The organism is Bacillus sp. FSL K6-1338 (genome assembly GCF_038006965.1).
GTDB lineage: Bacteria > Bacillota > Bacilli > Bacillales > Bacillaceae_G > Bacillus_A > Bacillus_A thuringiensis_S.
Genome location: NZ_JBBOWI010000001.1, coordinates 1,332,826 through 1,356,775, shown reverse-complemented (window position 1 = coordinate 1,356,775; position 23,950 = coordinate 1,332,826). Strand labels below are relative to the sequence as shown.

Genomic DNA, 23,950 nt, shown 5'->3' with positions numbered 1-23,950 from the left:
CTTACTTTTTGTCACCTTATTTTCCCATAATTCGTAGTTTTTTAATAGGTATTTCATGATAAAATGAAGTTAACTTCCAGAAAAAGGGGGTATTTTAATGCATGAGGAGGAGAAATTCTCAAATCTCAGCCTAAAAGATAAAACGATTATCACTAGTATTATTGCTCTTTTTCTCATTATCGTTTTTGCATTTATATTTTTTGTATATGTAGGAATCTTTCAAATTACAGGTATAGAGTATAGTTCACGTACTGCGTTACTTCTCTTTTTTTATTAATCACTTTCTTAGACAGTATTACATTTTTCATCTTCAGTTTCTTCAAAGCGCTGCTATATCCACTGACACAAAACATGCCAAATTGGATTTCTATTACTCTTTTCTCGTTCATTGAAATTACACTAGATTGGTTCGTCATTCATACTGCTGATAATTGGATAGAAAGCGTACAAATGTCCAACACAGCTGAATTATGTGTCGTACTATTCTTTTTCCTCTTAAATAAATTATTAAGTGACGAGAAAGAGTAAGAATACAAGCTTTTCTATATAAAAATTGGTACAATGAAAGCAAATCTTACTAAAGAGGTGTTAATTATGAACTTACAACAATGGGCTGATAAAGGTATGTCCTTTGATACATATGTGAATGAAATGCAAGTAAACCAATACGAGCTACTACACATTTACAATAACTTTTTAATTCCAAATGAATTACTTCCTGTATTAGAAGAACGTCAAAATGACGGCTGGCGTGTTATCGTATTAACTGCTGATTGGTGTGGCGATGCTCTTTTATGCGTACCTGTTATGAAACGAATTTCTGAAGTTGCAAATATTGATATGAGTTTATTAATTCGCGATGAAAACTTAGAATTAATGGATCAATATTTAACAAATGGAACAGCACGTGCGATTCCAATCTTTATTTTCATTGATAAAGATGGAAATGAACAAGCCGTCTTTGGACCACGCGCTCCAAAAGTACAAGAATTAGTAACTTCAATGCGCGCTACATTACCTGAAAAAGAAGATCCAACATTCGAAGAAAAACAAAAAGAAATGTATGCTAATTTCCGTGCTACATTAGCTGATGATACTTCTCTTTGGGAGCATGTAATGGAAAATATGGTGGAAAAAATAGTAAAATAAAAAAAACTGCCGAGCTCGGCAGTTTTTTTTATTACATAATGAAGAAATAGAATACCGCAGCTAAAATGAAACGATAGTAAGCGAACGGTGTTAGTTTTACACGAGATAATAATTTCAAGAATGAAACAATTGCAAGCATCGCAACAACGAATGCAGTTACAAATCCTGTTACAAATAGCGTTATATCTGCTGAGCTTAATACATCCCAGCTTTTAATTAAATCTAACCCACTTGCAGCTACCATCATCGGTACCGCTAAAATGAACGTATATTCAGCTGCCGCTGTATGCGACACGCGAGCTAATAAACCACCACTGATTGTAGAACCAGAACGAGAAAACCCTGGCCAAAGAGCTAAACATTGGAACATTCCAATTGTAAATGCCTGTTTATATGTGATTTCATCTAACGTTCTTGCTGTACTTGGTTTTGAAAACTTCTCAGCAACAATCATTAAAATACCACCGGCTACTAAGCTAATAACAACTGGTCCTGGACCAAATAAAACCTCTTTAATAGTGCTATGGAATAATACGCCAAGTACCCCGGCAGGAATCATCCCGATAATAATATGTAATAAATTTAACGATGGTCCGTCTGTTACTTTTCCTATTCCAACTAACGACCATAGACGCTTCCAGAATATAACAACAACTGCTAAAATCGATCCCAATTGGATAACAACTTCGAAAACTTTCGCTCTCTCATCTTCAAATCCAATTAAATGTCCTGTTAAAATCATATGTCCTGTTGATGATACTGGTAGAAACTCTGTTAACCCTTCAACAGCACCCATGATTAAACCAATTAACCAATCAGCCACAAGTAGTGCCTCCTTAATAACAAATAATATGTAATTTTTTCACACCTTATCATAATACCTTATCCCTTTTCAAAGTGCATCCTTTTTTTATTGGTTTCATATGTTGTAGGCGCGTATTTCTTTTCTAATCTTTGATTAAATTGTATGATAGTAAGAGTTTGTTTTTTTATACGGAAAGGGGATTTTATGAAAGAAACTACTTCATTCTCACAAAAGTTAAAGCAATTTGTATTACTATTTTTTCCGATTTTCGTAACGCAAATGTCATTATTTGCGATGAGTTTTTTTGATACAACAATGTCAGGACATGCAAGTCCAACTGATTTAGCAGGTGTTGCAATTGGAACAAGTATATGGCTTCCAGTTAGTACGGGATTAACAGGAATTTTAATAGCTACTACTCCCATTGTTGCACAGCTCGTTGGATCCAAGAAAAAAGAGGACGTTCCCCACGTTGTCATACAAGCAGTTTATTTAGCAATTTGTGCTAGCTTCGTTGTTATCCTCATCGGTTTCTTCGTCGTTTCACCTATTTTAAACGGCATGCGCTTAGAAGAACCTGTGGAACGAATTGCAGCTCAATTTTTAAGTATTATCGCAATAGGAATTATACCTTTATTCACGTACACTGTTTTACGTGGATTTATTGATGCATTAGGAAAAACTCGAACAACGATGATTATTACATTACTATCATTACCAATTAACGTAATATTAAATTACCTATTAATTTTTGGTAACTTCGGTTTCCCAAAGCTTGGTGGTGTCGGAGCAGCAATTGCTTCCACTGCAACATATTGGTGCATATTAATTATTACAGTCATTATTATTCAGACGAAAGAGCCTTTTGCCTCTTTTAACATTTTCAAACAATTATATCGTCCTTCTCTTTCGAGTTGGACAGCATTCTTAAAGCTTGGCGTCCCTATCGGATTTGCTATCTTTTTTGAAACAAGTATTTTCGCTGCGGTAACGCTTATGATGAGTAATTTTAGTACGACAACTATTGCAGCTCACCAAGCAGCTATGAACTTTGCTTCCTTGTTATATATGACTCCGCTAAGTTTAGCAATGGCAATGACTATTGCAGTCGGATTCGAAGTCGGAGCAAAACGTTACGATAATGCAAAACAATACGGACTGATTGGAATTGGATTAGCCCTTGCCTTTGCTTTATTATATTCGATTCTTCTCTACTTCTTTGATAATCAAATTGCTTCTATTTATACGACAGATGCAAAAGTTCATCATTTAGCAAAAGAATTTCTTATCTTTGCGATTTTATTTCAAATTTCAGATGCAATTGCAACCCCTGTACAAGGAGCTCTGCGTGGTTATAAAGATGTAAATGTTGCTCTAATTATGACTTTAATTGCTTATTGGATAATAGGTCTACCACTAGGTTACATACTAGCAACGTATACAGAATGGGCCGCAAAAGGCTATTGGATCGGTCTTATTATCGGTCTAGCATTTGGCGCTGCCTTCCTACTTATCCGTCTCTTTCAAGTACAACGAAAATATGCAACACAAAACAGCCGCTAATAATAAAGCGGCTGTTTTCTTTATGCATATTTTTTCTTGTAACGTGTAATATAATGAAAAAGAAAGGTGGGTACATATGGACGACAAAGAAAAAAAGCAATCATTCGATGAAGAATTTGCCCCTGAAATTTCACCTGGATATCGGCAAGATGTACATAAGCCACCTAAATATAAAAACACTTCGTTTTTAATGGGCATTACCATTTTCGCTGCTGTATTACTCATACTTATCATTTTCGTTTATTTTTGATGAAAGGTGCCTATTATATGAAGAAACAAAATTCCAATCGTTCAAAAAGAACTGTTAAAACACAAAAAGGATATGCAGGAGATTCTGTTCATACACTTAAACAAGTCGAGCAAGGAAATTTATATATTGCTCAAAAAGAACTTGGTCAACAAAATGAAAATCTTTAAAGGCCCTTGATTCCTTGAGGGCCTTTTTATTCCGCATTAAGTAGTACACCCCCAAATGTTCTATTGAGCAATGAATTTCCTTTATTGTACGCGCTGCTTTTGTTCTAGCACCATAAATATATTATTAACCTTTACAATTTTCACTTCATAATTCAATTTCATTTTGCTTCTCTTACCATTTTCAGTACCCGCAACGTACGCTACAGCTTGATAAAGAAAACTCTCATCGGTCTCTTCACGTATCTCCTCGTTTGTAAATTTATACTCTAAATCTTGAAAACGATTTGGATAATAATTTCCCATTAATTGTTCATACCCTCTATTTAAAAATAGTTCTTCACCTTTTCGTTTCACATCTTCTTTATTAGTAAACTCAAACACTGATAGTTGCTCGGTCACAAAATGCTCTCCTACCTTTTTCATTTCATTATGAGTTAAATTTTCTATACTTTTGTTCTTTAATTCCTTATTTAACTCGTACTGATCAATCGGTTTAAAGGTAGCAAAAACCTTCTCTTTATATGACCAAAACAATACAAAAGCGATACATAGAGAAATGATTAACAATCTTTTTTTCGTAATACTCCCGCCCTTCTTCATAATGATAGCTATATTTTAACATATAGAAAGAAAATTCTGATATCATAAAGTAGAATAACTTAACTCAGAAACGAGGAACAATTATGGACTCTTACAAACATTATATAAAAGAAGCTTTGCCTAATCTTTCTATACGTTCATATAAACAAAATAAAGGAGGATGGGATAATGTAGCAGTTATAGTAAATGATGAGCTACTGTTTCGTTTCCCGCGAAAACAGGAATATGCAATGCGAATTCCGTTAGAAAAAGAACTATGCACAATTCTCACTCAATCACTACAAGAAATCAAAGTTCCACAATATCACCTAATTTATAAAAATGAATCTGATGAGGTTCCTCTTTGTAGTTACTATACTCTCATTCATGGTGAACCATTAAAAACAGAAACAATTGCCACGCTGGAGGATACAGAGCTGAAAGCAATTATTACAAAATTAGCTACTTTCCTTGCGGTACTACATAGTATTCCTTTAAACCAAGTTACAACGCTATGTTTCCCTATTAGAAAAACATGTACCTACTGGAAAGAGCTACAAACAAAATTAAACCAATATCTCACTACTAACCTTACTTCATTACAGAAACTAGCCTTAAATCGCTTATTTGAAAATTTCTTTGCATGTTTAGCTACATCCACTTTTCAAAACACAATCATTCACGCTGATTTTACACATCATCACATTTTATTTAACAAGCAGAACAAAAGCATTTCAGGTGTTATCGATTTTGGTGATGCGCAAATTGGCGATCCTGCTTTTGATTTTGCAGGACTATATTATGATTTCGGACATGAGTTTACTACATCTGTATATGAACAGTACAGTACACTTATTTCTCATCATGATCCATTACTCATTCACCGCATTACTACCTTTTATCAATACAGTCCTTTACTACATAATATTATTTATAACTTTGAGTCAGAGAATGAACTCGAATTCATTACAAGTACAGAACAGCTAAAAACGATATTACAGGGATGAGATTACATTCTCTCCCTGTATACTCTTTCCTCATACATCATTAACTTTTTATCCATTTCAACAATAACTTTATACAATTGAAATGCCTGTAAGATTTGCAGTTGAATTTCAAAAGGAGCATTTTGTTCTTTTAACCATTGAAATACTTTCGTTTCATCTTTCATTGATTATTCCTCCCTTTATCCCGCTATTTGCGGGCAGTAAGACCCCCACCTCAAAATTCAGCGGAAGCAAAGAAGTTAGGTGGGGGTCGGGCTGCCCGTTAAAGCCCGATTGGTTAAGGCTAATAATCAGTGGGTGATGAACAAAACCCCACTAATTAAAATTTCACTTTATTAAAATCTGCTACAAATATACCGTAAATGATGAAAAGCTTTTCATGTCAATAACAAAAAAGGATGCAAAGTTGCATCCTTTAATGAACTATATTTTTCTTCTGTTTCGCTTCTTTCTTTACTTCTTCCCTTTGGCATTCACTACGAAACGCACAACTTATACACTCAGAACGAAAATGACGCTCAGTATAATGCTCAGGTTGCTGTAACATTTCTTTCATTCTAGATAAATCAGCCATTCCAGTTATAATATCTTCTTGTTTCGGAATGTACTCATACTTAGTTCCTTCTATTAAATTAATAACTTCAATTTTTCCTGGAAGAACGCCGAAAGCTTTATAACTGAATACTGTCATTAGCTTCTGACAAAGAGCAAGCATTTCCTCATCCGCATCGACAACATACTTTTTAATTACAAACGACTCAGCATTCCACTCACCAACTTCAAATGTCAATGACATGTGGACACCTAACTCTTCCATATATGTTTGAAACTTCTCGTATAAAAACAATGGTGGTGTCTGACTATCATCCCTTTCAACAAACTGTAATAAGTGATCCGTTAGCTTCGCTAATACAATATAGTACTCCGTCTTCGAAGCAAACATATTAATCCTTACTTTTTTCCAATACTTTTCTATTAATATTAAAAGTACAATTTTCGTTTGTTGACCCGCAGGTAGCGTGTAATACTCGTTAATAATTTGATTCACAATCATTTGCGCTATTTGTTGCCATTCAAATGAAGAAGGTTCTCTTCTTTTTATATGACGAAAATAAAATTTATGCGGACACCGCATAAAATCATACAAATGATAATCTGTCATCGTTTTGATTGAGATTTTCTCATGCACTTGCTCTTCAGCTCCCTTCTGCCATTAAGAAAGGTGTTTTACAAATTTAGCTCCAAACTGTAAACATTTTTCTACATCTTCATCTTCTGGCGTTAATTCTACTTTTAGTCCTTCTAACACAACTGCTGCTCCGCGCTCTTGTAGCTTTTCTATTAAAATGTCAACCGCCACTCCGTATTTCGGATAAGCCGAATCACATGATCCGAATACGGCCGCTTTTTTCCCAGTTAAATCAATAGAATCCATTGCATCATAAAAATCTAAGAAATCATCAGGAAGATCACCATCTCCCCATGTGTATGCACCTAAAATAATTCCATCATACTGTTCCAATATAGAAGCTTCTGGTGAATCCATAATATCAATAACTTCAATTTCATTTTCTGTTTCACGAATTACGCCGGCAATATGGTCAGCCATTTCCTCTGTATTTCCACTCATACTTGCAAAAATCATTACTAACTTACTCAACTGAACCTCTCCCTTTACTTTGTATCTCTTTTTCTGTTTGAATGCTCTTCTTCTCATCTACATATTCAGACCGAATTACATTTCGTTGCCATTCCATATGCTGATCAACATCTTTATTTTTATCTTTTAATCCCCTCCGTAGAAGGTGAAATTTTTTTCTCATTAACATGTCGCACCCATCCTATTGATAATAATTATCAATTTCAAATATATTTAGATTAATTGACATTGATTATCAATGTCAACAACTATTTTTAAAAAAATGATTAAAATGTACAAGCTTGTCCGTTAGCTATTCATATACTATAAATGAGCATAGTTCTTTCTCAGCCCTCTCTGACGGAAAGAAATAAAAGCAACTGCGATAGAGCGCAGTTGCCTTTTTTTGTTTTTCTATGATTTTAGTAATCTTATAGTAGTCTCTAAGAATAGCTCCACTCCACAAATTAATGCTGATTCATCCACGTCAAATTTCGGATGATGATGTGGATAACAAGTATATATATTTTCATTACCTGTTCCTAATTTAATGAAACAACCGGGTGCTTTTCTTAAATATGCTGAAAAATCTTCCCCACCCATAGAAGGTTCAAGCTTAACAACACGCTCATTCCCAAACAAATGTAGTGCACTTTCTTCTACTATTTTCGTAATATATTCATCATTAATAACCGGATCATATCCATATCGATACGTATATGTATACGATCCTCCATGTGCTTCTGTAATTCCTTTCACAATTTTTTCGATTTTCCCTTCTGCTTCTATTCTTAATGTTTGATTAAAAGAACGTACAGTTCCCATTAAAGTTGCTGTACTTGGAATAATATTATCAGCCATTCCCCCATGGAACTGCGTAACTGAAACGACTCTTTGCATGAAAGCACTTGTATTTCTTGATACGATATGTTGTAAATTTGTAATAATCTGTGCTCCGATAGCAATAGGGTCAATCGTTTCTTCTGGACGTGCTGCATGTCCTCCTTTGCCTTGAATCTCAACTGTAAATACGTCTGGAGCTGCCATCATTGGCCCATACGCAATACCTATCTTTCCGCTCTCCAATCCAGACATAACATGTAAACCTATTACATAATCAACACCGTCCATAACGCCCGCCTCGACCATTTCTTGTCCACCACCAGGGTATGCTTCTTCTGCATGCTGAAAGAATAGACGAACTTCCCCTACAAACTCTTCCTTCATATTTGATAACATCTCTGCTGTACTTAATAAAATAGCTGCATGAGCATCGTGCCCACATGCATGCATCACTCCTTTATTTACAGACGTATAAGATTTCCTTGTCTCCTCTTGGATTGGTAAAGCATCTATATCAGCTCGAATCGCAATCACTTTCCCTTGCTTCACGCCTCTTTTAATTGCTAGTACACTATACTTCGTCGGTCTCGTTACTTCAAAAGAAGAAAACGAGCATAATGTATCATATATAAATTGCGAAGTTTCTTTTTCATGAAATGATAATTCCGGATACTTATGAAAATGCCTTCTCCATTTCACGATATTTTCTTCCGAAATTAGACTCTTCCACACTCTATTCATGATAATTTCCTCCTTTTCAAAAGAACTAGAAATTTTAAATTTTACTCCGTCTTAAATGATTAATAAAAGCAAATACTGCATTTTTACGTATTCTTATAGTCCACTTTTATGTATTCACACAATCCACTTTCTATTTACATATCAAACCCATTACAAATTCATGCTGAATGTAATATAATTGCTAAGTTAGGGATTTTCTTTTTTAGTATTTAGTGCTAATATCAGAAAAGAGCCTTTTGACTTATTTTTACCTAAAATGTGGGATTTTGTTTTTTTCACAATAATGTAGGACATGATACCTACAAAGAGCTATTATTTCATTAAGAGAGGGAAAGACATGGAAAGATTAAAAGAGATATGGTCTCGACCACTCACACAATGGGTTGCAAAGACGGTTTATTATCTTGCAATTTTATTTGCATTACTTTGGTTGTATGGATTCCATGATACAAACACAAGTACATTTATTTACAATGAATTCTAGGGTGGGAACGTTATGAAGTTATTAGAACTAATTGAAAAGTGGGCTATTGAAACGCCTGATCAAACTGCTTTTGTTTGGCGAGATGCGAAAATTACGTACAAACAATTAAAGGAAGATTCTGATGCGTTAGCACATTGGATTTCTTCTGCGTATCCAGATGATCGTTCACCAATTATGGTGTATGGCCATATGCAACCTGAAATGATTATTAACTTTTTAGGATGTGTAAAAGCTGGACATGCTTATATTCCTGTAGATTTATCTATCCCAGCTGATCGTGTACAACGTATCGCTGAAAATTCTGGTGCGAAATTACTTTTATCGGCAGCAGCAGTAACTGTAACTGATTTACCAGTTCGCATCGTAAGTGAAGACAACTTAAAAGATATTTTCTTTACTCATAAAGGGAACACTCCAAATCCTGAACATGCGGTAAAAGGTGATGAGAACTTCTACATTATTTACACATCAGGAAGCACAGGTAATCCGAAAGGGGTTCAGATTACTTATAACTGCCTTGTTAGCTTTACAAAATGGGCTGTAGAAGATTTTAACTTACAAACAGGGCAAGTATTCTTAAACCAAGCACCTTTCTCATTCGATTTATCTGTCATGGATATTTACCCATCATTAGTAACAGGTGGTACACTTTGGGCAATCGATAAAGATATGATTGCGCGTCCAAAAGACTTGTTTGCTTCTTTAGAGCAATCGGATATACAAGTATGGACTTCCACACCTTCTTTCGCTGAAATGTGTTTAATGGAAGCATCCTTCTCTGAGAGTATGCTACCGAACATGAAAACATTCTTATTCTGTGGTGAAGTATTACCAAATGAAGTAGCTAGAAAATTAATTGAGCGTTTCCCAAATGCAACACTTATGAATACGTACGGTCCAACAGAAGCTACTGTCGCTGTAACAGGTATTCACGTTACAGAAGAAGTACTTGATCAATACAAATCACTTCCAGTTGGCTATTGTAAATCAGACTGTCGCCTTCTTATTATGAAAGAAGATGGCACGATTGCACCTGATGGTGAAAAAGGTGAAATCGTAATTGTCGGTCCAAGCGTAAGCGTTGGATACTTAGGAAGCCCTGAATTAACAGAAAAAGCATTTACTATGATTGACGGTGAGCGTGCCTATAAAACAGGCGATGCTGGCTATGTAGAAAATGGTCTTCTATTCTATAATGGTCGTCTTGATTTCCAAATTAAGCTGCATGGTTATCGAATGGAATTAGAAGAAATTGAGCATCACCTTCGTGCGTGTTCTTACGTTGAGGGAGCAGTTATCGTTCCAATTAAAAAAGGTGAGAAATACGATTATTTATTAGCGGTTGTTGTTCCTGGAGAGCATTCGTTTGAAAAAGAATTCAAATTAACATCTGCAATCAAAAAAGAACTCAATGAGCGATTACCAAACTACATGATTCCACGTAAATTCATGTATCAATCTTCTATTCCAATGACACCAAATGGAAAGGTAGATCGCAAAAAATTATTGAGTGAGGTTACAGCATGACCGCATATGGATCATTTTATTTTTTCGCTATAGTGGGCATTTTATTAATACCTACTATCATAGCTGGATTAAAAGGTAAAATGTTGCGTAAATATAATGCCGTTTTAACATTAGTCATGCTTGCTATTATCTTCTCAGATAAACCAAAGCAAGCAATGATGTTAGCTGCATTTATTATTTGGCAATATGCCCTTATTAAAGGCTATTTAATTTTAAGAAAACAAAATAATAGTACATTCACATTTTGCATAGCTGTTATTTTATCGATTTTGCCTCTTATTTTGGCAAAAATCGCACCATTTGCATCGTTATTACCTGAGTTAAAACTTGTTGTTTTTCTAGGTATATCTTACGTAACATTCAGAGCAGTTCAAATGGTATTTGAAGTTCGTGATGGTTTAATTAAAGAGCTTTCTTTCTTTAACTTCTGGGAATTCGTTTTATTCTTCCCTGCAATTTCAACAGGACCTATCGATCGTTACAGAAGATTCCAAAAAGATATTCAAAAGCCACCTAGCGCTGAAGAATATCAAAATTTACTATATACAGGACTAAATCGTATTTTCCAAGGTTTCTTGTATAAATTTATTATTGCTTACTTAATAAAGCAATATTGTATGGATCCAGCATTCGCTCAACACGATACAATCTTTTCAAATATGATTTACATGTATAGCTATAGCTTATATCTATTCTTTGATTTTGCTGGTTATAGCTCTTTTGTAATTGGTGTAAGTTATATGATGGGAATTAAAACGCCAGAAAACTTTAATAAGCCATTCCTTAGTCGTAATATTAAAGACTTCTGGAACCGCTGGCACATGAGTTTATCATTCTGGTTCCGTGATTTTATTTACATGCGTTTCGTCTTTTTTGCAACGAAGAAAAAGTTAATTAAGAACCGTTACACAATTTCATATATCGGTGCATTTTTAAACTTTTTCATTATGGGAATTTGGCATATCCAAGGAAGCGCTGTTGCGCAGTATATTATTTATGGTCTATATCATGCCGCACTGTTTATTTTATTCGATATTTTCGAACGAAAAAACAAGAAGCATAAGTTTTGGCCAAACACTAAATTTACACGCATCCTTGCGATTGTAATTACGTTCCACGTTGTATGTTTCGGTTTCCTAATCTTCTCTGGACACCTTAACAGATACTTTTAATGCACCCTTCTTATTCCATTAAGAAGTTGCACATATAATATATTTCGGATATAAAGGAGATTTTAAAAATGGCAGAATTCAAAGAGCAAGTATTAGATATTTTAGAAGAAGTATGTGAAAACGATATTGTGAAAGAAAACTTAGATGTTCAATTATTTGAAGAAGGTATCCTTGATTCTTTCGCTGTAGTATCTTTATTAGTTGAATTCCAAGAGCGTTTAGATATTGAAGTTTCTATTTCTGATTTTGACCGTGACGAGTGGGCTACACCAAACATGGTTATTAAAAAGTTGGAAGAAATCCGATGAACAAAGCAAAATTTGGTCCGATGCTTTTAGCATTGGCCCTTTTTGCTGTATTCTTACTTATTCCAACGCGCTTCCTACTTCCACTTTTAAGTGATGAAAAAGTAGAACAAGCTGCTACTTCTTTAAAAGAAGAAAAAATTCAAAGTATGATTTTACAGCAAAAGATGTTAGCAAATCCAAAATATCTTCCGATGTACGGTTCATCGGAATTCGCACGTATGGATGCTTTCCATCCATCTAATTATTTTAAAGTAAAGCCTGAAGGGTTCACACCATTCCTTCTTGGACGCGGCGGAACACAAGACCTTGTACATGTGTTAAACTTCGCATCTACAATGGATCAATTGAAAGATAAGAAAATGGTATTCGTTCTTTCTCCGCAATGGTTTGTACCACAAGGTATTGATGAAACGCACTTTGCACCTAACTTTTCAAAGCAACAAGGTTACCATTTCATTTTCAACAATGATTTAAAACCTGAAATGAAAAAACAAATTGCAAAGCGTTTATTAAACTTTGAGATTGTAAAAAAAGAAACTTTATTAAAAATTTCGCTTGAAGGCATTGCTTATGATGATACGAAGTATAAAGTAAAAGCACTTGCTGCTAAACCTTTCGCTTATATTTATCGTAACATTTTAGATCGTAAAGATTTATTTACAGCTATGTTTAATATTAAACCGCACAAAGAAAAGCTTGATCCTTCATTAAAACAAATGAACTGGGAAGAGGCTCGTAAACATGCGGATCAAACAGGTGCAGTAGAATCTGGATCTAATGAATACGGTATTGAAGATGATTATTTCAATAGCAAAATTAAGAAAAAATTAAAGCAACGTGAAGGTTACTTAAAAAATGATGCTTATGACCAATCGCCAGAATATGAAGATTTACAAATTGTACTTGATTTATTAAAACAATCTGGTGCAAAACCGCTCTTCATTTCTGTTCCTGTCAAAGGTCCTTGGTACGACTACGCTGGCTTCCCGAAAGAACGCCGTGAAGCATACTATAAGAAAGTTCATGAGCAAATCGAAAAAGCTGGTTATCCAATTGCCGACTTCTCAAATCATGAATACGATAAATACTTCTTAAAAGATCATATGCACTTAGGTTGGAAAGGCTGGGTTTACATCGACGAAGCCATCCAACAATTTTATAAAGCAAACTAATGAAAAGACCGCTTGAATTACTCAAGTGGTCTTTTTGTATATATTTTGTAATTGCTCGATTGCATTCTCCGCTTCTTTCATAACTCGCTCCACTACATGCTGAGCTGATTCGATTCGTGCCAACGATGCTGCCTGTCCTGCCCAAAGTGACATATATTCTTCCTTATTTTGCTTCGCTGCCTCTTGGCGTATTTTAGAAGTTAATACGTTTTGCACTGGATACATCGGAAGCCCTTCTTCTTTTCCTTCATGTCTCTCTATAAATTCATTCCGGATACCCCGTGCATATTTCCCGGAAAACGCACGAGTTACCGTTGTGCTCGTATCTGTACTATGTAAAACCGCTTCTTTATACACATCGTGCGTAATACTCTCTTCACTTGTTAAAAAGGCCGATCCCATTTGAACACCTTCTGCTCCTAGTGCCAATGCCGCAACAAGCCCTTGTCCGTTCATTACACCACCTGCTGCGACAATTGGGATATGCGGAACAGCTTCTACTAACTGAGGTACTAACGCAAAAGTACCAATCATAGCATCTCGTTCTTTCCCAATAAACGTTCCTCTATGCCCTCCTGCTTCGCTACCTTGTCCGATAATAATATCTACTCCTAGCTCGGCAAGTACTTTCGCTTCCTTCACATGGGTAGCTGTTCCGATAACTTTTATTCCACTTCTTTTTAAATCATTTATTTCTTCTTTTTCTAACGTTTGAAATGCAAAACTAACGACCGGTACTTTTTCATCTAATAGCACTTGTAATTGTTCCTTATAGCTTTTTGGAAGCTTTAACGTTCCTTCTACTTCTATACCTAATTCTCTATTCACTCCGCTTAGTAATACTTTCGCCTCATTTACCTTCTCTTCTTCTATTTGTATCTCTTTCGTTACAAGTAAATTAACACCGAAAGGCTTATCTGTTAGTTCTCTTATTCTATAAATCGCTTCACAAATTTGTTCTGGGCTCATATAGCCCGCTCCAAGCGTCCCTAATCCTCCGCTATTACTTACTGCTGCAACGAGTTCTGGCGTCGTAATCGCGCCTGCCATACCGGCTTGAACAACGGGATACTCAATTTTTAATATGTCTGTTACTCGACTTGTAAACATCATTTTCCCTCCTATTTCCCTTATATCTTCTTTATTTGATAAGCTTTCCCCTGCTTTTGCAAGGGTTGAACTTCATATGAAGCGAATATATTGAAAGATAAGGAGGCTGAGCTTAATGATTTATCCAAATGCATTAAAACAAGGTGATACAGTAATGATTATTGCACCATCTGGTCCACCTACAATCGAAAATGTATTAAAAGGTGTGAATGTATTACAAGAGATGGGGTTATCCGTAATAATCGGGAAGAGTGTTTACGAGAAATATGGATTTTTAGCCGGAAGTGATCAAGTTCGGCTTGACGATATACATGAAGCATTTACAAATAATGAAGTGAAGGCAATTTTTTGTGCACGAGGTGGTTATGGAAGTGCTCGTCTTCTTCCTCACATTCAATATGAAGTTATTAGGCAGAATCCAAAAATCTTTTGGGGATATAGCGATATTACAGCTTTACATACTGCTGTTTCACGTTATGCAAAGCTTATAACATTTCATGGTCCGATGATTGAAGAACTAGGAAAAGGTATTGATTCCCTATCTTTATCCTCTTTTAATCAGCTATTCCATCCGTATTCAACCATTTTATCTGCATCAGAATGTATCGTACCTAGCTCTCACAGTACAGTTACAAGTACGTTAGTTGGAGGAAATTTAGCTGTGTTAACAAGTATAATTGGCTCGCCCTACGAGATAAATACGGACAATACACTTTTATTACTTGAAGACATTGGTGAAGAACCGTACCGCATTGACCGTATGTTAAATCAGCTACTTTTATCTGGAAAGTTTAATGAATGCAGGGGCGTTATTTTCACAAGTTGTCACGACTGCACTCCTTCAAAGCCATCTCAATCATTGCAAACAATATTATATGAATATTTCGCGCCATATCATATACCTGTCCTATTCGGTTTACCAATTGGACATATAAGTCCAAACATCGGTATTCCACTTGGAGCTACAGCGACAATAAACACAAATAATAAAACAGTCTCTATTTCTTCTGGTATAGCCACTCCATGTTCAAATTAAAAAGGAAAAGCGATTACGCTTTTCCTTTTACTTATAATAATTAAAAATTCGTCCAGATGCGATATCTGCAATTTCTTCTGGAATAAATGTTTTACTTATATCAGTGCCAACATTTAATACAGCTGTAGCATCTTTCTCAATGCTACCAAATAACTCTTTCCCACGTATCGTAATAAGGGGCGTTCCTTCTGGCAACACATCTTTTACAAATTCCATTTGTGTAAAGAACGGAACGATCCATCTACCTTCTCCTTGGAAATGACGCAAACGAAGTATTCCTTCTGTTGCCCCGTCCTCTGCTTCTAGTGAACCAGCAACATAAAACTCAGTAGATAAGAGCAATTCATAAAATTCCTTTTGCTTCTGTTTATCATCCCCTGCTACAACAAGTACCTCTTCTAATTTCTTTACTGAAATTTGCTCCATATGATGCCACCCCTATTTCAAAATGATTGTACTTAGATTATACGAAATATTCTTATTTTTTTCTACATAATTCGCAATTATTTTTTCAAAATAATTTTAATGCTTCTTTTGTCGTCACAATCGTAGCAAACTCTTCATGTAAATTTACAAGTGTCATATTGTGAATATCTTCTGCACTATACTCTTTACCATCTAAACCTTTACGGTTAAAAGTAGCCGTTGCATCACTCACTAAATACGTTGTAAATCCTAAATTCCCTGCCATTCGTGTCGTAGTTTCCACGCAATGATTTGTCGTTAATCCTACAACTACTACTGCATTACATTTGTCCTCTCTTAATTGCTCTTCTAAATTCGTCCCAATGAACGCGCTGTTAACGAATTTCTGAATAACCACTTCACCAGGTAGTGGTTGCACTTCTTCTTTAAAGTTTACCGTTTCCCCTCTCTCATAAAACATTGACCGAGCATCTTCTTTATTTACATGTTGAATATGAAAAACTGGTCGTTTCCTTTTCCTCCATTCTGCTAACAAAATTCTCATGTTTTCTTCAGCAAAAATATTATTTCTCTCGCCCCAATCTTGTAATTGAAATGCCTTTTGTACATCGATTATGATAAGTGCTATTTGATTTGTCATCATTTCCTCCTTAATTTGGCTGTAATTGAAATAGAAAACCAAGTTGTTGTGACGCAGTAATAAAGCAAACATAGGCGCAAAGCTCTACAATTTCTTTTTCTGTCCAATATTGTTTTAATGCGTGAAACATAGTATCATCTATCGCTTTTCGGTCATGAACAAATGTATGCGCAAAAGTAACGGCTACACCAATCTCCTCTGCCTTTTGCACATCATCAGGTCTTCCCTTTGCCATACAGTACGGACATTCATTCCCATACGCTAATGTTCTTCTCACTTGCTCCTTCAACTCTGCTGAAAGAATTCCTTTATTGTACAGTGTATCCTCTAACGTACTCCACGAATGTAATATATCCGAATTATGCCCTAATAACTTTTGAAACTTTGTATCTCCTACATTTGATAATGAAATTCTCTCCATCATTTCCCCTCCTATTTCCTTCTGTTTTATTGTAAAATAAATAACGTTCACTTTACATTTCATATGAATCTTAATTTATATTTTCCCTTTACAAAAATCATTATTTTACTGGAGGTATATTTACAAATGCAACTAGACCGTGTTGATCGAAAAATTTTAAATGAATTATATAATGATAGTCGCCTTTCTATGCGTGAATTGGCGAAACGAGTAAACTTATCTGCTCCGTCTACTGCAGAACGTGTTCGTAAACTTGAAAGTGAAGGCGTTATTCAAAAATATACAATCGATATCGACTATAAAAAAGCAGGACTAGTTTTAGATTGTATTTTAGAAATCACTTTAAAAAATGGTGATACAACACGTATGCAACAGTTTATTCAGTCTTATCCATCTGCAAGTTTTTGTTACCGAGTAACAGGAAGCTTATGCTACATTGTAAAAATTTCTGTTCCTTCACTCGTTGAACTTGAAGAATTTATCAATGATGTTTCTTCATATGCAACGACAGTTTCTCATATCGTATTATCAGAAGTATCTCTTACTCCTGATATTGAACATATCTTCCCAGAAGATTAATTTATTTTTATTCATAAAATATAAAAAAACCCCTTACAATAAGAATAAAAATAATATATTATGTATTAAAATACATAAAGTTCGAGAAAGGGGCTTTACATTGAAAATCTGGTTTTATGAAAAAACGGCACAATTAGATGACTTGCTTGGTATTTGGGACAATGTTCCGACCATCCCGCGAATTGGTGAAAAAGTGGAGATTTTAAAGACAGTCCGTACTGTTACAGATATTAAATATGTAAAGAACGGTAATAATTTTCGTATAGAAATTATTACAAATTAAAAAGTAGCTCCTAAGGAGCTACTTTTTAATTATCTATTATGTGCTTTCTTTATAACGATTTTATCTTCTTCTACTGATACTGTTACATAATCACTTTCTTCTAACCGAAGCTTATTTACAACCTCATCTGGTAACTCTATGGCCATCAATCTATCGGTTACGATCACTTGACTATACACTTCATTTTCTTGTGATGAATTCACTACTTTTTGCTCATTTATAAAACGTACTGGTGGCACGCCAACTTCTTTTACTGTACGCCATTGTTTCCAAACATACGGAATTAACCATAGTAATCCAACAACTGTAAGACCGATACCAATCCATAAATTACTTTGCGCTTGTAATTCAGTAATTGAGATTGTACCACTTTCTTCTCCACCGAAAAATTGCATACTTGTTGCAATCAAATTATTTAGAGCGTGCACAGCTATATTCGTCCATATATTTTTTGTCTTTATGTATAAAAGGCACATAACGACACCAAACATGAACGCACCAATAACATCAAAATGTCCTAGGCCAAAAATAATTGAAGATATAATTACAGCTTTTTTAATTCCCCATTTATGAGCCATTCGCTGTAAGAAAAATCCCCTAAAAATAACCTCTTCCATAATAGGTGCTAACACACATGCTGAAATGAAAGTAAATATCGTCATATATACGTTACTCGTATTAATAACATTTCCGTCTTCTAGCATAGTAACTAAGAAATTCGGTAACGTATGTGCTAATATGTAAAATTGAATCTGAGATATGCCAACTGAAAAAATCATCCCCATTATCGTTGCTAATACAATTAATCCCCAAGATAAACGTCCTGGCTTATCAAAAAAACTGTTAAATACAACATTATTTTTATTTGTTTTTACGTATAGCCAAAGTAACGGAAATACAAAAAATACAGTTATTTGTGAAATAACCTCCATCGTATTCTCAGAAACATTTGCTAGACCTAATGGTATCATTATAAGGAACACCCCTATAATCATCCATCCAAAAAAGCTACGTAGCCTTATACTTGAAAATGCATAGTGCACATGAAACACCCCCAAAGATAGTAAAAAATAAAGTAAAACTTGAATCAATATTTTATAGGCGTCCTTTCCTTATAAATAATTGGATAACTAAATTACAATATGAATCTAGTTGAAATCCTTCCTATTTTTCTCAAATCATTTCAAACAGCATGGCTCTTAAAATACCATATCGCTGTTCTTCAAGTTGCAATCCAAGTGAAATTTATGTAATAAAAATCCCCGTTTTTACAAGCGGGGATTTCTTTTATTATAATACGTCACGTTTTTGGAATAATGCACTTGATGCTACAAGTAACACAACAAAGTATGCAGCTACAAGTAATAATGAAGTTGTAAACGTAAATTCTGTAAATGTTGGTTCTACTCCACCACTAATTAATTTATTACTGTCGTAAGCTCTTAAATCCAAATGGAAGAATACTACAAACTTCGCTACACCTTTTGCAAACATCATTAGTGCCATATTAATTGCTCCTTGTAAGAATAATAGGAACATCGTAATAATTAATGGTAATACAGACTTTCTAAATACGTTTGCTAAGAAAAATGCAAGTGTTGCAAAGAAAAATGGCGATAGCAACTGATATAATATTGTTTTCAAAACAATTCCTAATGTTAATTCAGTTTTACTACCGTCCATTACAATTAATCCAATAATCATGGCAATTAACGTACTAGCAAATACAATAAATAACATCGTTAATAACACTGTAATATATTTAGAAAATAAAACTGTCATTCGTTTTCTTGGACGAATTAATAATTGTTTAATCGTTCCTTTTTGGAATTCATCTGTAATTGTACGAGAAGCTGTTGTAATTCCAAAAATCGTTGTGAATATCATAATTAAGCCGATATCTGAACTTACAAAATCTAAGTAAGATCCACTTAAACTACCAGCTTCACCCCATTTCGCCAGTACTACAGCTCCTAAAATCTCCAATAAAGCAATGACACCAATTAAAATATACATACCTTTTTTCGCATGTAATTTTAAAAATTCATTTTGAATTAATTTAAACATTACGCTTTCACTCCCCCAGTAATCGCTAAGAACTCATCCTCTAACGTTTTATTTTGAACAGTAACTCCGTATACAAGCACATCAGCATGAACAAGTTTTTTGACAAGTTGCGGAATGTTTTCTTTTGTTACAGATGCTACAATCACATTCCCTTTTGCTTTACCTTTAATAATTTCATTCGCTTTCTGAACTTCATCTACTTCAAACGCCACAACGACTGCCTCATCATGCTTCACTTTTTCATGTAAGTTGTACTCTTGTACAAACTCACCTTGTTTAATAATAACAACGCGATCACACATTAATTCAATTTCACTCAATAAGTGACTTGATACGATTACAGCAATATTCTCTTCTTTCGCTAAACGTTGTAAATAATCACGAATTTGGCGAATACCAGCTGGATCTAATCCATTTGTCGGCTCATCTAAAATTAAGATTTTCGGCTGATGAAGTAATGCTTGTGCAATTCCTAAACGTTGTTTCATACCAAGTGAATATGTTTTCACCTTTTTATGAATCGCATGCTCTAATTCAACAAGCTTTACAATCTCAGCAATGCGCTCTTTACTAATTGGAGTGATGGCCATGTTCGCAAAATGCTTTAAGTTTTGCATTCCTGTCATATAATCATATAGTTCAGGATTTTCTACAATCGCTCCAATTTGCTCTAGTGCCTTTTCACGCTCCGAGCGAATACTATGTCCACAAATTGTAATATCGCCCTCTGTCATTGAAATAAGACCTGTCATCATACGGATCGTCGTCGTCTTACCGCTACCGTTCGGCCCAAGGAATCCGTATACTTCTCCTTCACGAACCTCAAATGATAAACCACGAATAATTTCCGTTCCACCAATCCTTTTTCGAACATTCTCTAACTTTACTACTACGTTTCCCAATGCTGATTCCTCCTTTAGACTTCTAGTTTTTTATCGACTATGTAAGCAATTACATATATTATTAGAGCACTAACCATTACCATGAAACTTATATTAAAAATGTTAAATCCATTTTCTTGAAACATATTAATAAACAGACTCTTGCTTTCACTATGATATTCTACTCTTCGTAATACTTGGAAAGCTGGAGCTAATTTTCCTAGCAAGGTTGTCGCTAAAGTAATCGCTATATTTATTACTAGGAAAATAATAACGATTAGTATATTTTGCGCCTTTTTCTTTTTCGTAAGTAACTTTACTAGAGTAATTACCAATATGATTTGTAAAACACTAAACAAAAACTCAAATAAATCGCTTATCGTATATATTAAATTATTAATTATGCCTACTTGCATAATCTCTTTTGCTTCTACATATACAGAAGTCGTAGGAAAAGCTAATACATAACTTACGTAGAAAAGAATTCCACATATCCCATACCATATAGCCATTGCGATAAATGAGAAAATAAGCATAGAAATTACATATTGTTTCCCAGATATTGCTGTAAGTCGTAACATTGGATTAGTTAGTAAGCGTGAATATGATTTCATTGTTTGTATAAACATATAAACAATATAAAAGAAAAATATAATGATTCCAAATATACCCTCTTGTCTACTGATAGCCGCATCACTTTTTCTTACAATCATTTGTGAAAATAACACAGCTTCAATTAGCACAAAGAATAAAAAAGTAACAATATATCTTTTCTTATTTACATTCCATAAATAGGAAAGTACTGACTTCACTTACTAAACACCTCCTTAAACAATTCATGAACTGCTTTTCCTCTCTGAAAACGAATTTCTTCTACATTTTCATATAGAACCATTTCTCCATCTTTTAAAAAGATCACTTCATCAAAAATATTTTCAATTTCATTTATTAAGTGAGTGGAAATTAATATCGTACAATCTTCCCTATAGAACTGTAGAATTAGATCCAATACATGTTCTCTAGAAAGAGGATCTATCCCGCCCAATGGCTCATCTAGTACATATAGCTTCGCTTTTCGAGAAAACGTTAAAATAATCTGCAGCTTCTCAACCATACCTTTTGACAATGCTGTAATTTTTTCTTCTAGCGGTATTTTAAATTCTGCAATCGTATCTACCGCTTTTTGAATATCGAAGTCTTTATAAAAATCCCGGTAGAAAAATAAAGCGTCTTTTACAGTCATCCAATCATCAAAGATTGGCTTATCGGACATAAATGAAACGATTTCTTTCGTCTGTAATCCTACCTTTTTACCGTCTATTGTGATACTGCCTTCAGAAGGGTGTTGCAAGCCTGCAATCATTTTCAATAACGTCGTTTTCCCGCTCCCGTTATCTCCAACAAGCCCAACGATTTTCCCTTCCGTAATCTCTATGTTTAATTCACGGATCACTGCTTTTAATCCGTATCTCTTCCATAAGTTTTCTATTTTTAATAGCTCTGTCATTGGCTCTCCTCCCTCTTATCATGCAATGAAGAACGAAGAATTGTAAGAATTTCTTCTTCTGAAAAACCTAAATTTTCCATTCCATCTATAAAAGAATGAAGTAATTCTTTCGCCATCTCTTTTCGCAGCTCCATTATTTTCTCCCCTTCATTCGTTACATACCGTCCCATTCCTCTACGTGTTACAACAACTCCATCCCGTTCTAGCTCTTGAAATGTACGCTGAATCGTATTTGGATTCACTTGTAATTCACTCGCTAATTCACGGACAGAGGGAATTTTATCACCAGGCAATAACTGTCCTGTTACGATCTCTTTTTTTATGTATTCCATTACCTGAATGTAAATTGGTATATTTGGAGAAAACTCTATTTTCATTTCTTCCCTCCTTTTGTATCGGTGTACTAGTTAAATAATACACTGATACAAAAAGTTTGTAAATACCCATTTAATTACAAAAAGTTCTATCCGTTAACCGAATAGAACTTCCCAAACATAAATCGCTATATAGAAATAATAGTGTTATGTAAACAAAATTATAAAGAAAAGCTGTCTTATCAATGAATAAGACAGCTTTTCTTTATAATCCTATATTAAAAGTTAAACACGAAGTCATCGTCAGCTAACTTTTCAACGTTCGTTGCTTTTACGTAACCATTTCCTTTTACAGAGAAGAAATCATGGTTTTTCGTATCTGTACGTAAACCATTTAAAACGATTGGGTTAATTTCTTCTTCTTCAAACTTCGGCTCAAGTCCTAAGTTCATAAGCCCTTTATTCGCATTGTAACGAACGAAACGATTTACATCTTCTACAAGACCGATAGAAGTGTAAATTTCTTCTGTATAAGCCATTTCAATTTCATATAGTTCCATTAATAACTCTTGTGTTTCTTTTTGCACTTCTTGTTGCTCTTCTGCAGAAAGTTCTGCGAAGATTTGTTGTGCTAAAATACCGACGAATACGCCGTGAATTGACTCATCACGAATTATCAAGTTAATAATCTCACCACTTGCTGTTAGTTTTCCTTGACCAGCTAAGTAAAGCGGATAGAAGAATCCACTATAGAATAAATAACTTTCTAAGAACACACTTGCTACCATTGCCATATATAGCTCTTTTTTCGTTACCTCAGGCTTTAACAAACGACGATAGTAACCAGTAATAATACCGGCCTTTTTCTCAAGTAATGGATGATTGTCTACCCAGTCAAAAATATCATCAATTTCTTCTTCAGTAGCTAACGTTGTAAAGATATGACTGTAACTCTTCGCATGTACTTCTTCCATAGCTCCCATGAAAGCTAATACACTTTTAGCTTGTAAATTTTCAAGATGAACAAGTACAAGTGGCATTCCTTCGCCACCTTGTTTCGTATCTAAAAGTGTTAAACCACCTAATACACGCTTATAAGCAATTTGCTCTTCTTTCGATAATTGCACCCAAGTATTTTTGTCAGACGAAACCGCAATTTCTTCTTCTGTCCAAAACTGAGCGATGTTTTGCTTCCAAAACATTAAACTAAAATCATCTTCTTTTTTGTTCCAGTTTACCGCACGCATTAAATCGCCCCTTCTCTAAATATGATAACTAAG

Annotated in this window: 31 protein-coding genes and 1 pseudogene; 14 read left to right on the top strand and 18 right to left on the bottom strand. The window is 34.6% G+C overall.

The features are described from left to right. Nucleotides 1-97 precede the first annotated feature (97 nt). A pseudogene (locus tag NZ044_RS07175) lies at nt 98-528 on the top strand (regulatory YrvL family protein). A gap of 33 nt (nt 529-561) precedes the next feature. Then, nucleotides 562-1,149 carry a thioredoxin family protein gene (locus tag NZ044_RS07170; RefSeq protein ID WP_003260458.1) on the top strand — a complete coding sequence of 196 codons (588 nt, stop codon included), beginning with the start codon at nt 562-564 and terminating at the stop codon, nt 1,147-1,149. Nucleotides 1,150-1,180: 31 nt separating this feature from the next. Here NZ044_RS07170 and uppP read toward each other — a convergent pair whose 3' ends face one another. After that, nucleotides 1,181-1,972 carry a bacitracin resistance undecaprenyl-diphosphatase gene (gene uppP, locus NZ044_RS07165; protein WP_000796263.1) on the bottom strand — a complete coding sequence of 264 codons (792 nt, stop codon included), beginning with the start codon at nt 1,970-1,972 and terminating at the stop codon, nt 1,181-1,183. A gap of 186 nt (nt 1,973-2,158) precedes the next feature. On the opposite strand from uppP, the gene NZ044_RS07160 reads away from it, so the two are divergent. The 3 genes from NZ044_RS07160 to NZ044_RS07150 all read left to right on the top strand — a co-directional run bounded on the left by NZ044_RS07160 (nt 2,159) and on the right by NZ044_RS07150 (nt 3,934). Continuing rightward, nucleotides 2,159-3,517, top strand: coding sequence for an MATE family efflux transporter (locus NZ044_RS07160; protein ID WP_118961652.1), 1,359 nt, complete (start codon nt 2,159-2,161; stop codon nt 3,515-3,517). 76 nt (nt 3,518-3,593) lie between these two features. After that, on the top strand, nt 3,594-3,767 hold the full coding sequence (locus NZ044_RS07155; RefSeq protein ID WP_000341062.1) for a hypothetical protein: 174 nt from the start codon (nt 3,594-3,596) through the stop codon (nt 3,765-3,767). Between the two features lie 17 nt (nt 3,768-3,784). After that, complete coding sequence (locus NZ044_RS07150; protein WP_000744623.1) at nt 3,785-3,934, top strand: hypothetical protein; 150 nt, start codon at nt 3,785-3,787, stop codon at nt 3,932-3,934. An 81-nt stretch (nt 3,935-4,015) separates the two neighbouring features. Here NZ044_RS07150 and NZ044_RS07145 read toward each other — a convergent pair whose 3' ends face one another. Further along, nucleotides 4,016-4,534, bottom strand: coding sequence for a hypothetical protein (locus NZ044_RS07145; RefSeq protein ID WP_002083113.1), 519 nt, complete (start codon nt 4,532-4,534; stop codon nt 4,016-4,018). Between the two features lie 83 nt (nt 4,535-4,617). On the opposite strand from NZ044_RS07145, the gene NZ044_RS07140 reads away from it, so the two are divergent. Beyond that, nucleotides 4,618-5,520: an aminoglycoside phosphotransferase family protein gene (locus NZ044_RS07140; RefSeq protein WP_000378990.1), complete on the top strand. Its 903-nt coding sequence runs from the start codon at nt 4,618-4,620 to the stop codon at nt 5,518-5,520. A gap of 2 nt (nt 5,521-5,522) precedes the next feature. Here NZ044_RS07140 and NZ044_RS07135 read toward each other — a convergent pair whose 3' ends face one another. The 5 genes from NZ044_RS07135 to NZ044_RS07115 form a co-directional block, all read right to left on the bottom strand. Continuing rightward, nucleotides 5,523-5,684 carry a hypothetical protein gene (locus tag NZ044_RS07135; protein ID WP_000651086.1) on the bottom strand — a complete coding sequence of 54 codons (162 nt, stop codon included), beginning with the start codon at nt 5,682-5,684 and terminating at the stop codon, nt 5,523-5,525. 251 nt (nt 5,685-5,935) lie between these two features. Beyond that, the gene (locus tag NZ044_RS07130) at nt 5,936-6,709 is read right to left on the bottom strand and encodes a hypothetical protein (protein WP_000544580.1); all 774 of its coding nucleotides are present in this window, start codon (nt 6,707-6,709) and stop codon (nt 5,936-5,938) included. A 24-nt stretch (nt 6,710-6,733) separates the two neighbouring features. Next, complete coding sequence (locus NZ044_RS07125) at nt 6,734-7,180, bottom strand: flavodoxin (protein ID WP_000041154.1); 447 nt, start codon at nt 7,178-7,180, stop codon at nt 6,734-6,736. After that, on the bottom strand, nt 7,173-7,349 hold the full coding sequence (locus NZ044_RS07120; protein ID WP_000929009.1) for a hypothetical protein: 177 nt from the start codon (nt 7,347-7,349) through the stop codon (nt 7,173-7,175). Before NZ044_RS07120 ends, NZ044_RS07125 begins: the two co-directional genes overlap by 8 nt. A gap of 224 nt (nt 7,350-7,573) precedes the next feature. Then, entirely contained in the window at nt 7,574-8,743 is a 1,170-nt protein-coding gene (locus tag NZ044_RS07115) for an amidohydrolase (RefSeq protein ID WP_001082809.1), read from the bottom strand. Between the two features lie 337 nt (nt 8,744-9,080). On the opposite strand from NZ044_RS07115, the gene NZ044_RS07110 reads away from it, so the two are divergent. The 5 genes from NZ044_RS07110 to dltD all read left to right on the top strand — a co-directional run bounded on the left by NZ044_RS07110 (nt 9,081) and on the right by dltD (nt 13,406). Continuing rightward, nucleotides 9,081-9,227 carry a teichoic acid D-Ala incorporation-associated protein DltX gene (locus tag NZ044_RS07110; RefSeq protein ID WP_000440293.1) on the top strand — a complete coding sequence of 49 codons (147 nt, stop codon included), beginning with the start codon at nt 9,081-9,083 and terminating at the stop codon, nt 9,225-9,227. Between the two features lie 12 nt (nt 9,228-9,239). Beyond that, complete coding sequence (gene dltA, locus NZ044_RS07105; protein ID WP_118961651.1) at nt 9,240-10,754, top strand: D-alanine--poly(phosphoribitol) ligase subunit DltA; 1,515 nt, start codon at nt 9,240-9,242, stop codon at nt 10,752-10,754. Continuing rightward, nucleotides 10,751-11,926: a D-alanyl-lipoteichoic acid biosynthesis protein DltB gene (dltB, locus tag NZ044_RS07100; protein ID WP_000127955.1), complete on the top strand. Its 1,176-nt coding sequence runs from the start codon at nt 10,751-10,753 to the stop codon at nt 11,924-11,926. The genes dltA and dltB overlap by 4 nt, the downstream gene beginning before the upstream one ends. Nucleotides 11,927-11,994: 68 nt before the next feature. Continuing rightward, a complete protein-coding gene (gene dltC, locus NZ044_RS07095; RefSeq protein ID WP_000807310.1) occupies nt 11,995-12,234 on the top strand; it encodes a D-alanine--poly(phosphoribitol) ligase subunit DltC in 240 nt (79 codons plus the stop codon). Then, on the top strand, nt 12,231-13,406 hold the full coding sequence (gene dltD / locus NZ044_RS07090; protein WP_001030287.1) for a D-alanyl-lipoteichoic acid biosynthesis protein DltD: 1,176 nt from the start codon (nt 12,231-12,233) through the stop codon (nt 13,404-13,406). Before dltC ends, dltD begins: the two co-directional genes overlap by 4 nt. A gap of 21 nt (nt 13,407-13,427) precedes the next feature. Here dltD and NZ044_RS07085 read toward each other — a convergent pair whose 3' ends face one another. Further along, nucleotides 13,428-14,516 carry an NAD(P)H-dependent flavin oxidoreductase gene (locus NZ044_RS07085; RefSeq protein ID WP_000495271.1) on the bottom strand — a complete coding sequence of 363 codons (1,089 nt, stop codon included), beginning with the start codon at nt 14,514-14,516 and terminating at the stop codon, nt 13,428-13,430. Nucleotides 14,517-14,631: 115 nt separating this feature from the next. On the opposite strand from NZ044_RS07085, the gene NZ044_RS07080 reads away from it, so the two are divergent. Continuing rightward, on the top strand, nt 14,632-15,552 hold the full coding sequence (locus tag NZ044_RS07080; RefSeq protein ID WP_000640066.1) for a S66 peptidase family protein: 921 nt from the start codon (nt 14,632-14,634) through the stop codon (nt 15,550-15,552). A gap of 27 nt (nt 15,553-15,579) precedes the next feature. Here the strand turns inward: NZ044_RS07080 and NZ044_RS07075 are convergent, their stop codons facing one another. From NZ044_RS07075 to NZ044_RS07065, 3 genes are all read right to left on the bottom strand, one after another. Then, nucleotides 15,580-15,978 (bottom strand): SseB family protein, encoded by a 399-nt coding sequence (locus NZ044_RS07075; protein ID WP_000435265.1) that lies wholly within the window; start codon nt 15,976-15,978, stop codon nt 15,580-15,582. Between the two features lie 85 nt (nt 15,979-16,063). Further along, a complete protein-coding gene (locus NZ044_RS07070; protein ID WP_000184442.1) occupies nt 16,064-16,618 on the bottom strand; it encodes a cysteine hydrolase family protein in 555 nt (184 codons plus the stop codon). A 10-nt stretch (nt 16,619-16,628) separates the two neighbouring features. Continuing rightward, entirely contained in the window at nt 16,629-17,039 is a 411-nt protein-coding gene (locus NZ044_RS07065; RefSeq protein ID WP_000439752.1) for a carboxymuconolactone decarboxylase family protein, read from the bottom strand. Nucleotides 17,040-17,165: 126 nt separating this feature from the next. On the opposite strand from NZ044_RS07065, the gene NZ044_RS07060 reads away from it, so the two are divergent. Further along, the gene (locus tag NZ044_RS07060) at nt 17,166-17,618 is read left to right on the top strand and encodes an Lrp/AsnC family transcriptional regulator (RefSeq protein WP_001175498.1); all 453 of its coding nucleotides are present in this window, start codon (nt 17,166-17,168) and stop codon (nt 17,616-17,618) included. A gap of 100 nt (nt 17,619-17,718) precedes the next feature. Beyond that, entirely contained in the window at nt 17,719-17,901 is a 183-nt protein-coding gene (locus NZ044_RS07055; RefSeq protein WP_000707106.1) for a DUF3913 family protein, read from the top strand. 29 nt (nt 17,902-17,930) lie between these two features. Here NZ044_RS07055 and NZ044_RS07050 read toward each other — a convergent pair whose 3' ends face one another. The 7 genes from NZ044_RS07050 to nrdF all read right to left on the bottom strand — a co-directional run bounded on the left by NZ044_RS07050 (nt 17,931) and on the right by nrdF (nt 23,917). Next, nucleotides 17,931-18,944, bottom strand: a complete 1,014-nt coding sequence (locus NZ044_RS07050) for a CPBP family intramembrane glutamic endopeptidase (RefSeq protein WP_002162875.1) — start codon at nt 18,942-18,944, stop codon at nt 17,931-17,933. Nucleotides 18,945-19,191: 247 nt separating this feature from the next. Further along, a complete protein-coding gene (locus NZ044_RS07045) occupies nt 19,192-19,968 on the bottom strand; it encodes an ABC transporter permease (protein WP_000475436.1) in 777 nt (258 codons plus the stop codon). Next, nucleotides 19,968-20,870, bottom strand: coding sequence for an ABC transporter ATP-binding protein (locus tag NZ044_RS07040; protein ID WP_000528821.1), 903 nt, complete (start codon nt 20,868-20,870; stop codon nt 19,968-19,970). The genes NZ044_RS07045 and NZ044_RS07040 overlap by 1 nt, the downstream gene beginning before the upstream one ends. A gap of 14 nt (nt 20,871-20,884) precedes the next feature. Next, nucleotides 20,885-21,661 (bottom strand): ABC transporter permease, encoded by a 777-nt coding sequence (locus NZ044_RS07035; RefSeq protein WP_098505597.1) that lies wholly within the window; start codon nt 21,659-21,661, stop codon nt 20,885-20,887. Beyond that, entirely contained in the window at nt 21,658-22,356 is a 699-nt protein-coding gene (locus NZ044_RS07030) for an ABC transporter ATP-binding protein (protein ID WP_000137741.1), read from the bottom strand. Before NZ044_RS07030 ends, NZ044_RS07035 begins: the two co-directional genes overlap by 4 nt. After that, entirely contained in the window at nt 22,353-22,733 is a 381-nt protein-coding gene (locus NZ044_RS07025; RefSeq protein ID WP_000687507.1) for a GntR family transcriptional regulator, read from the bottom strand. The genes NZ044_RS07030 and NZ044_RS07025 overlap by 4 nt, the downstream gene beginning before the upstream one ends. Before the next feature lie 215 nt (nt 22,734-22,948). Beyond that, the gene (nrdF, locus tag NZ044_RS07020; RefSeq protein WP_001203025.1) at nt 22,949-23,917 is read right to left on the bottom strand and encodes a class 1b ribonucleoside-diphosphate reductase subunit beta; all 969 of its coding nucleotides are present in this window, start codon (nt 23,915-23,917) and stop codon (nt 22,949-22,951) included. Nucleotides 23,918-23,950: the final 33 nt, after the last annotated feature.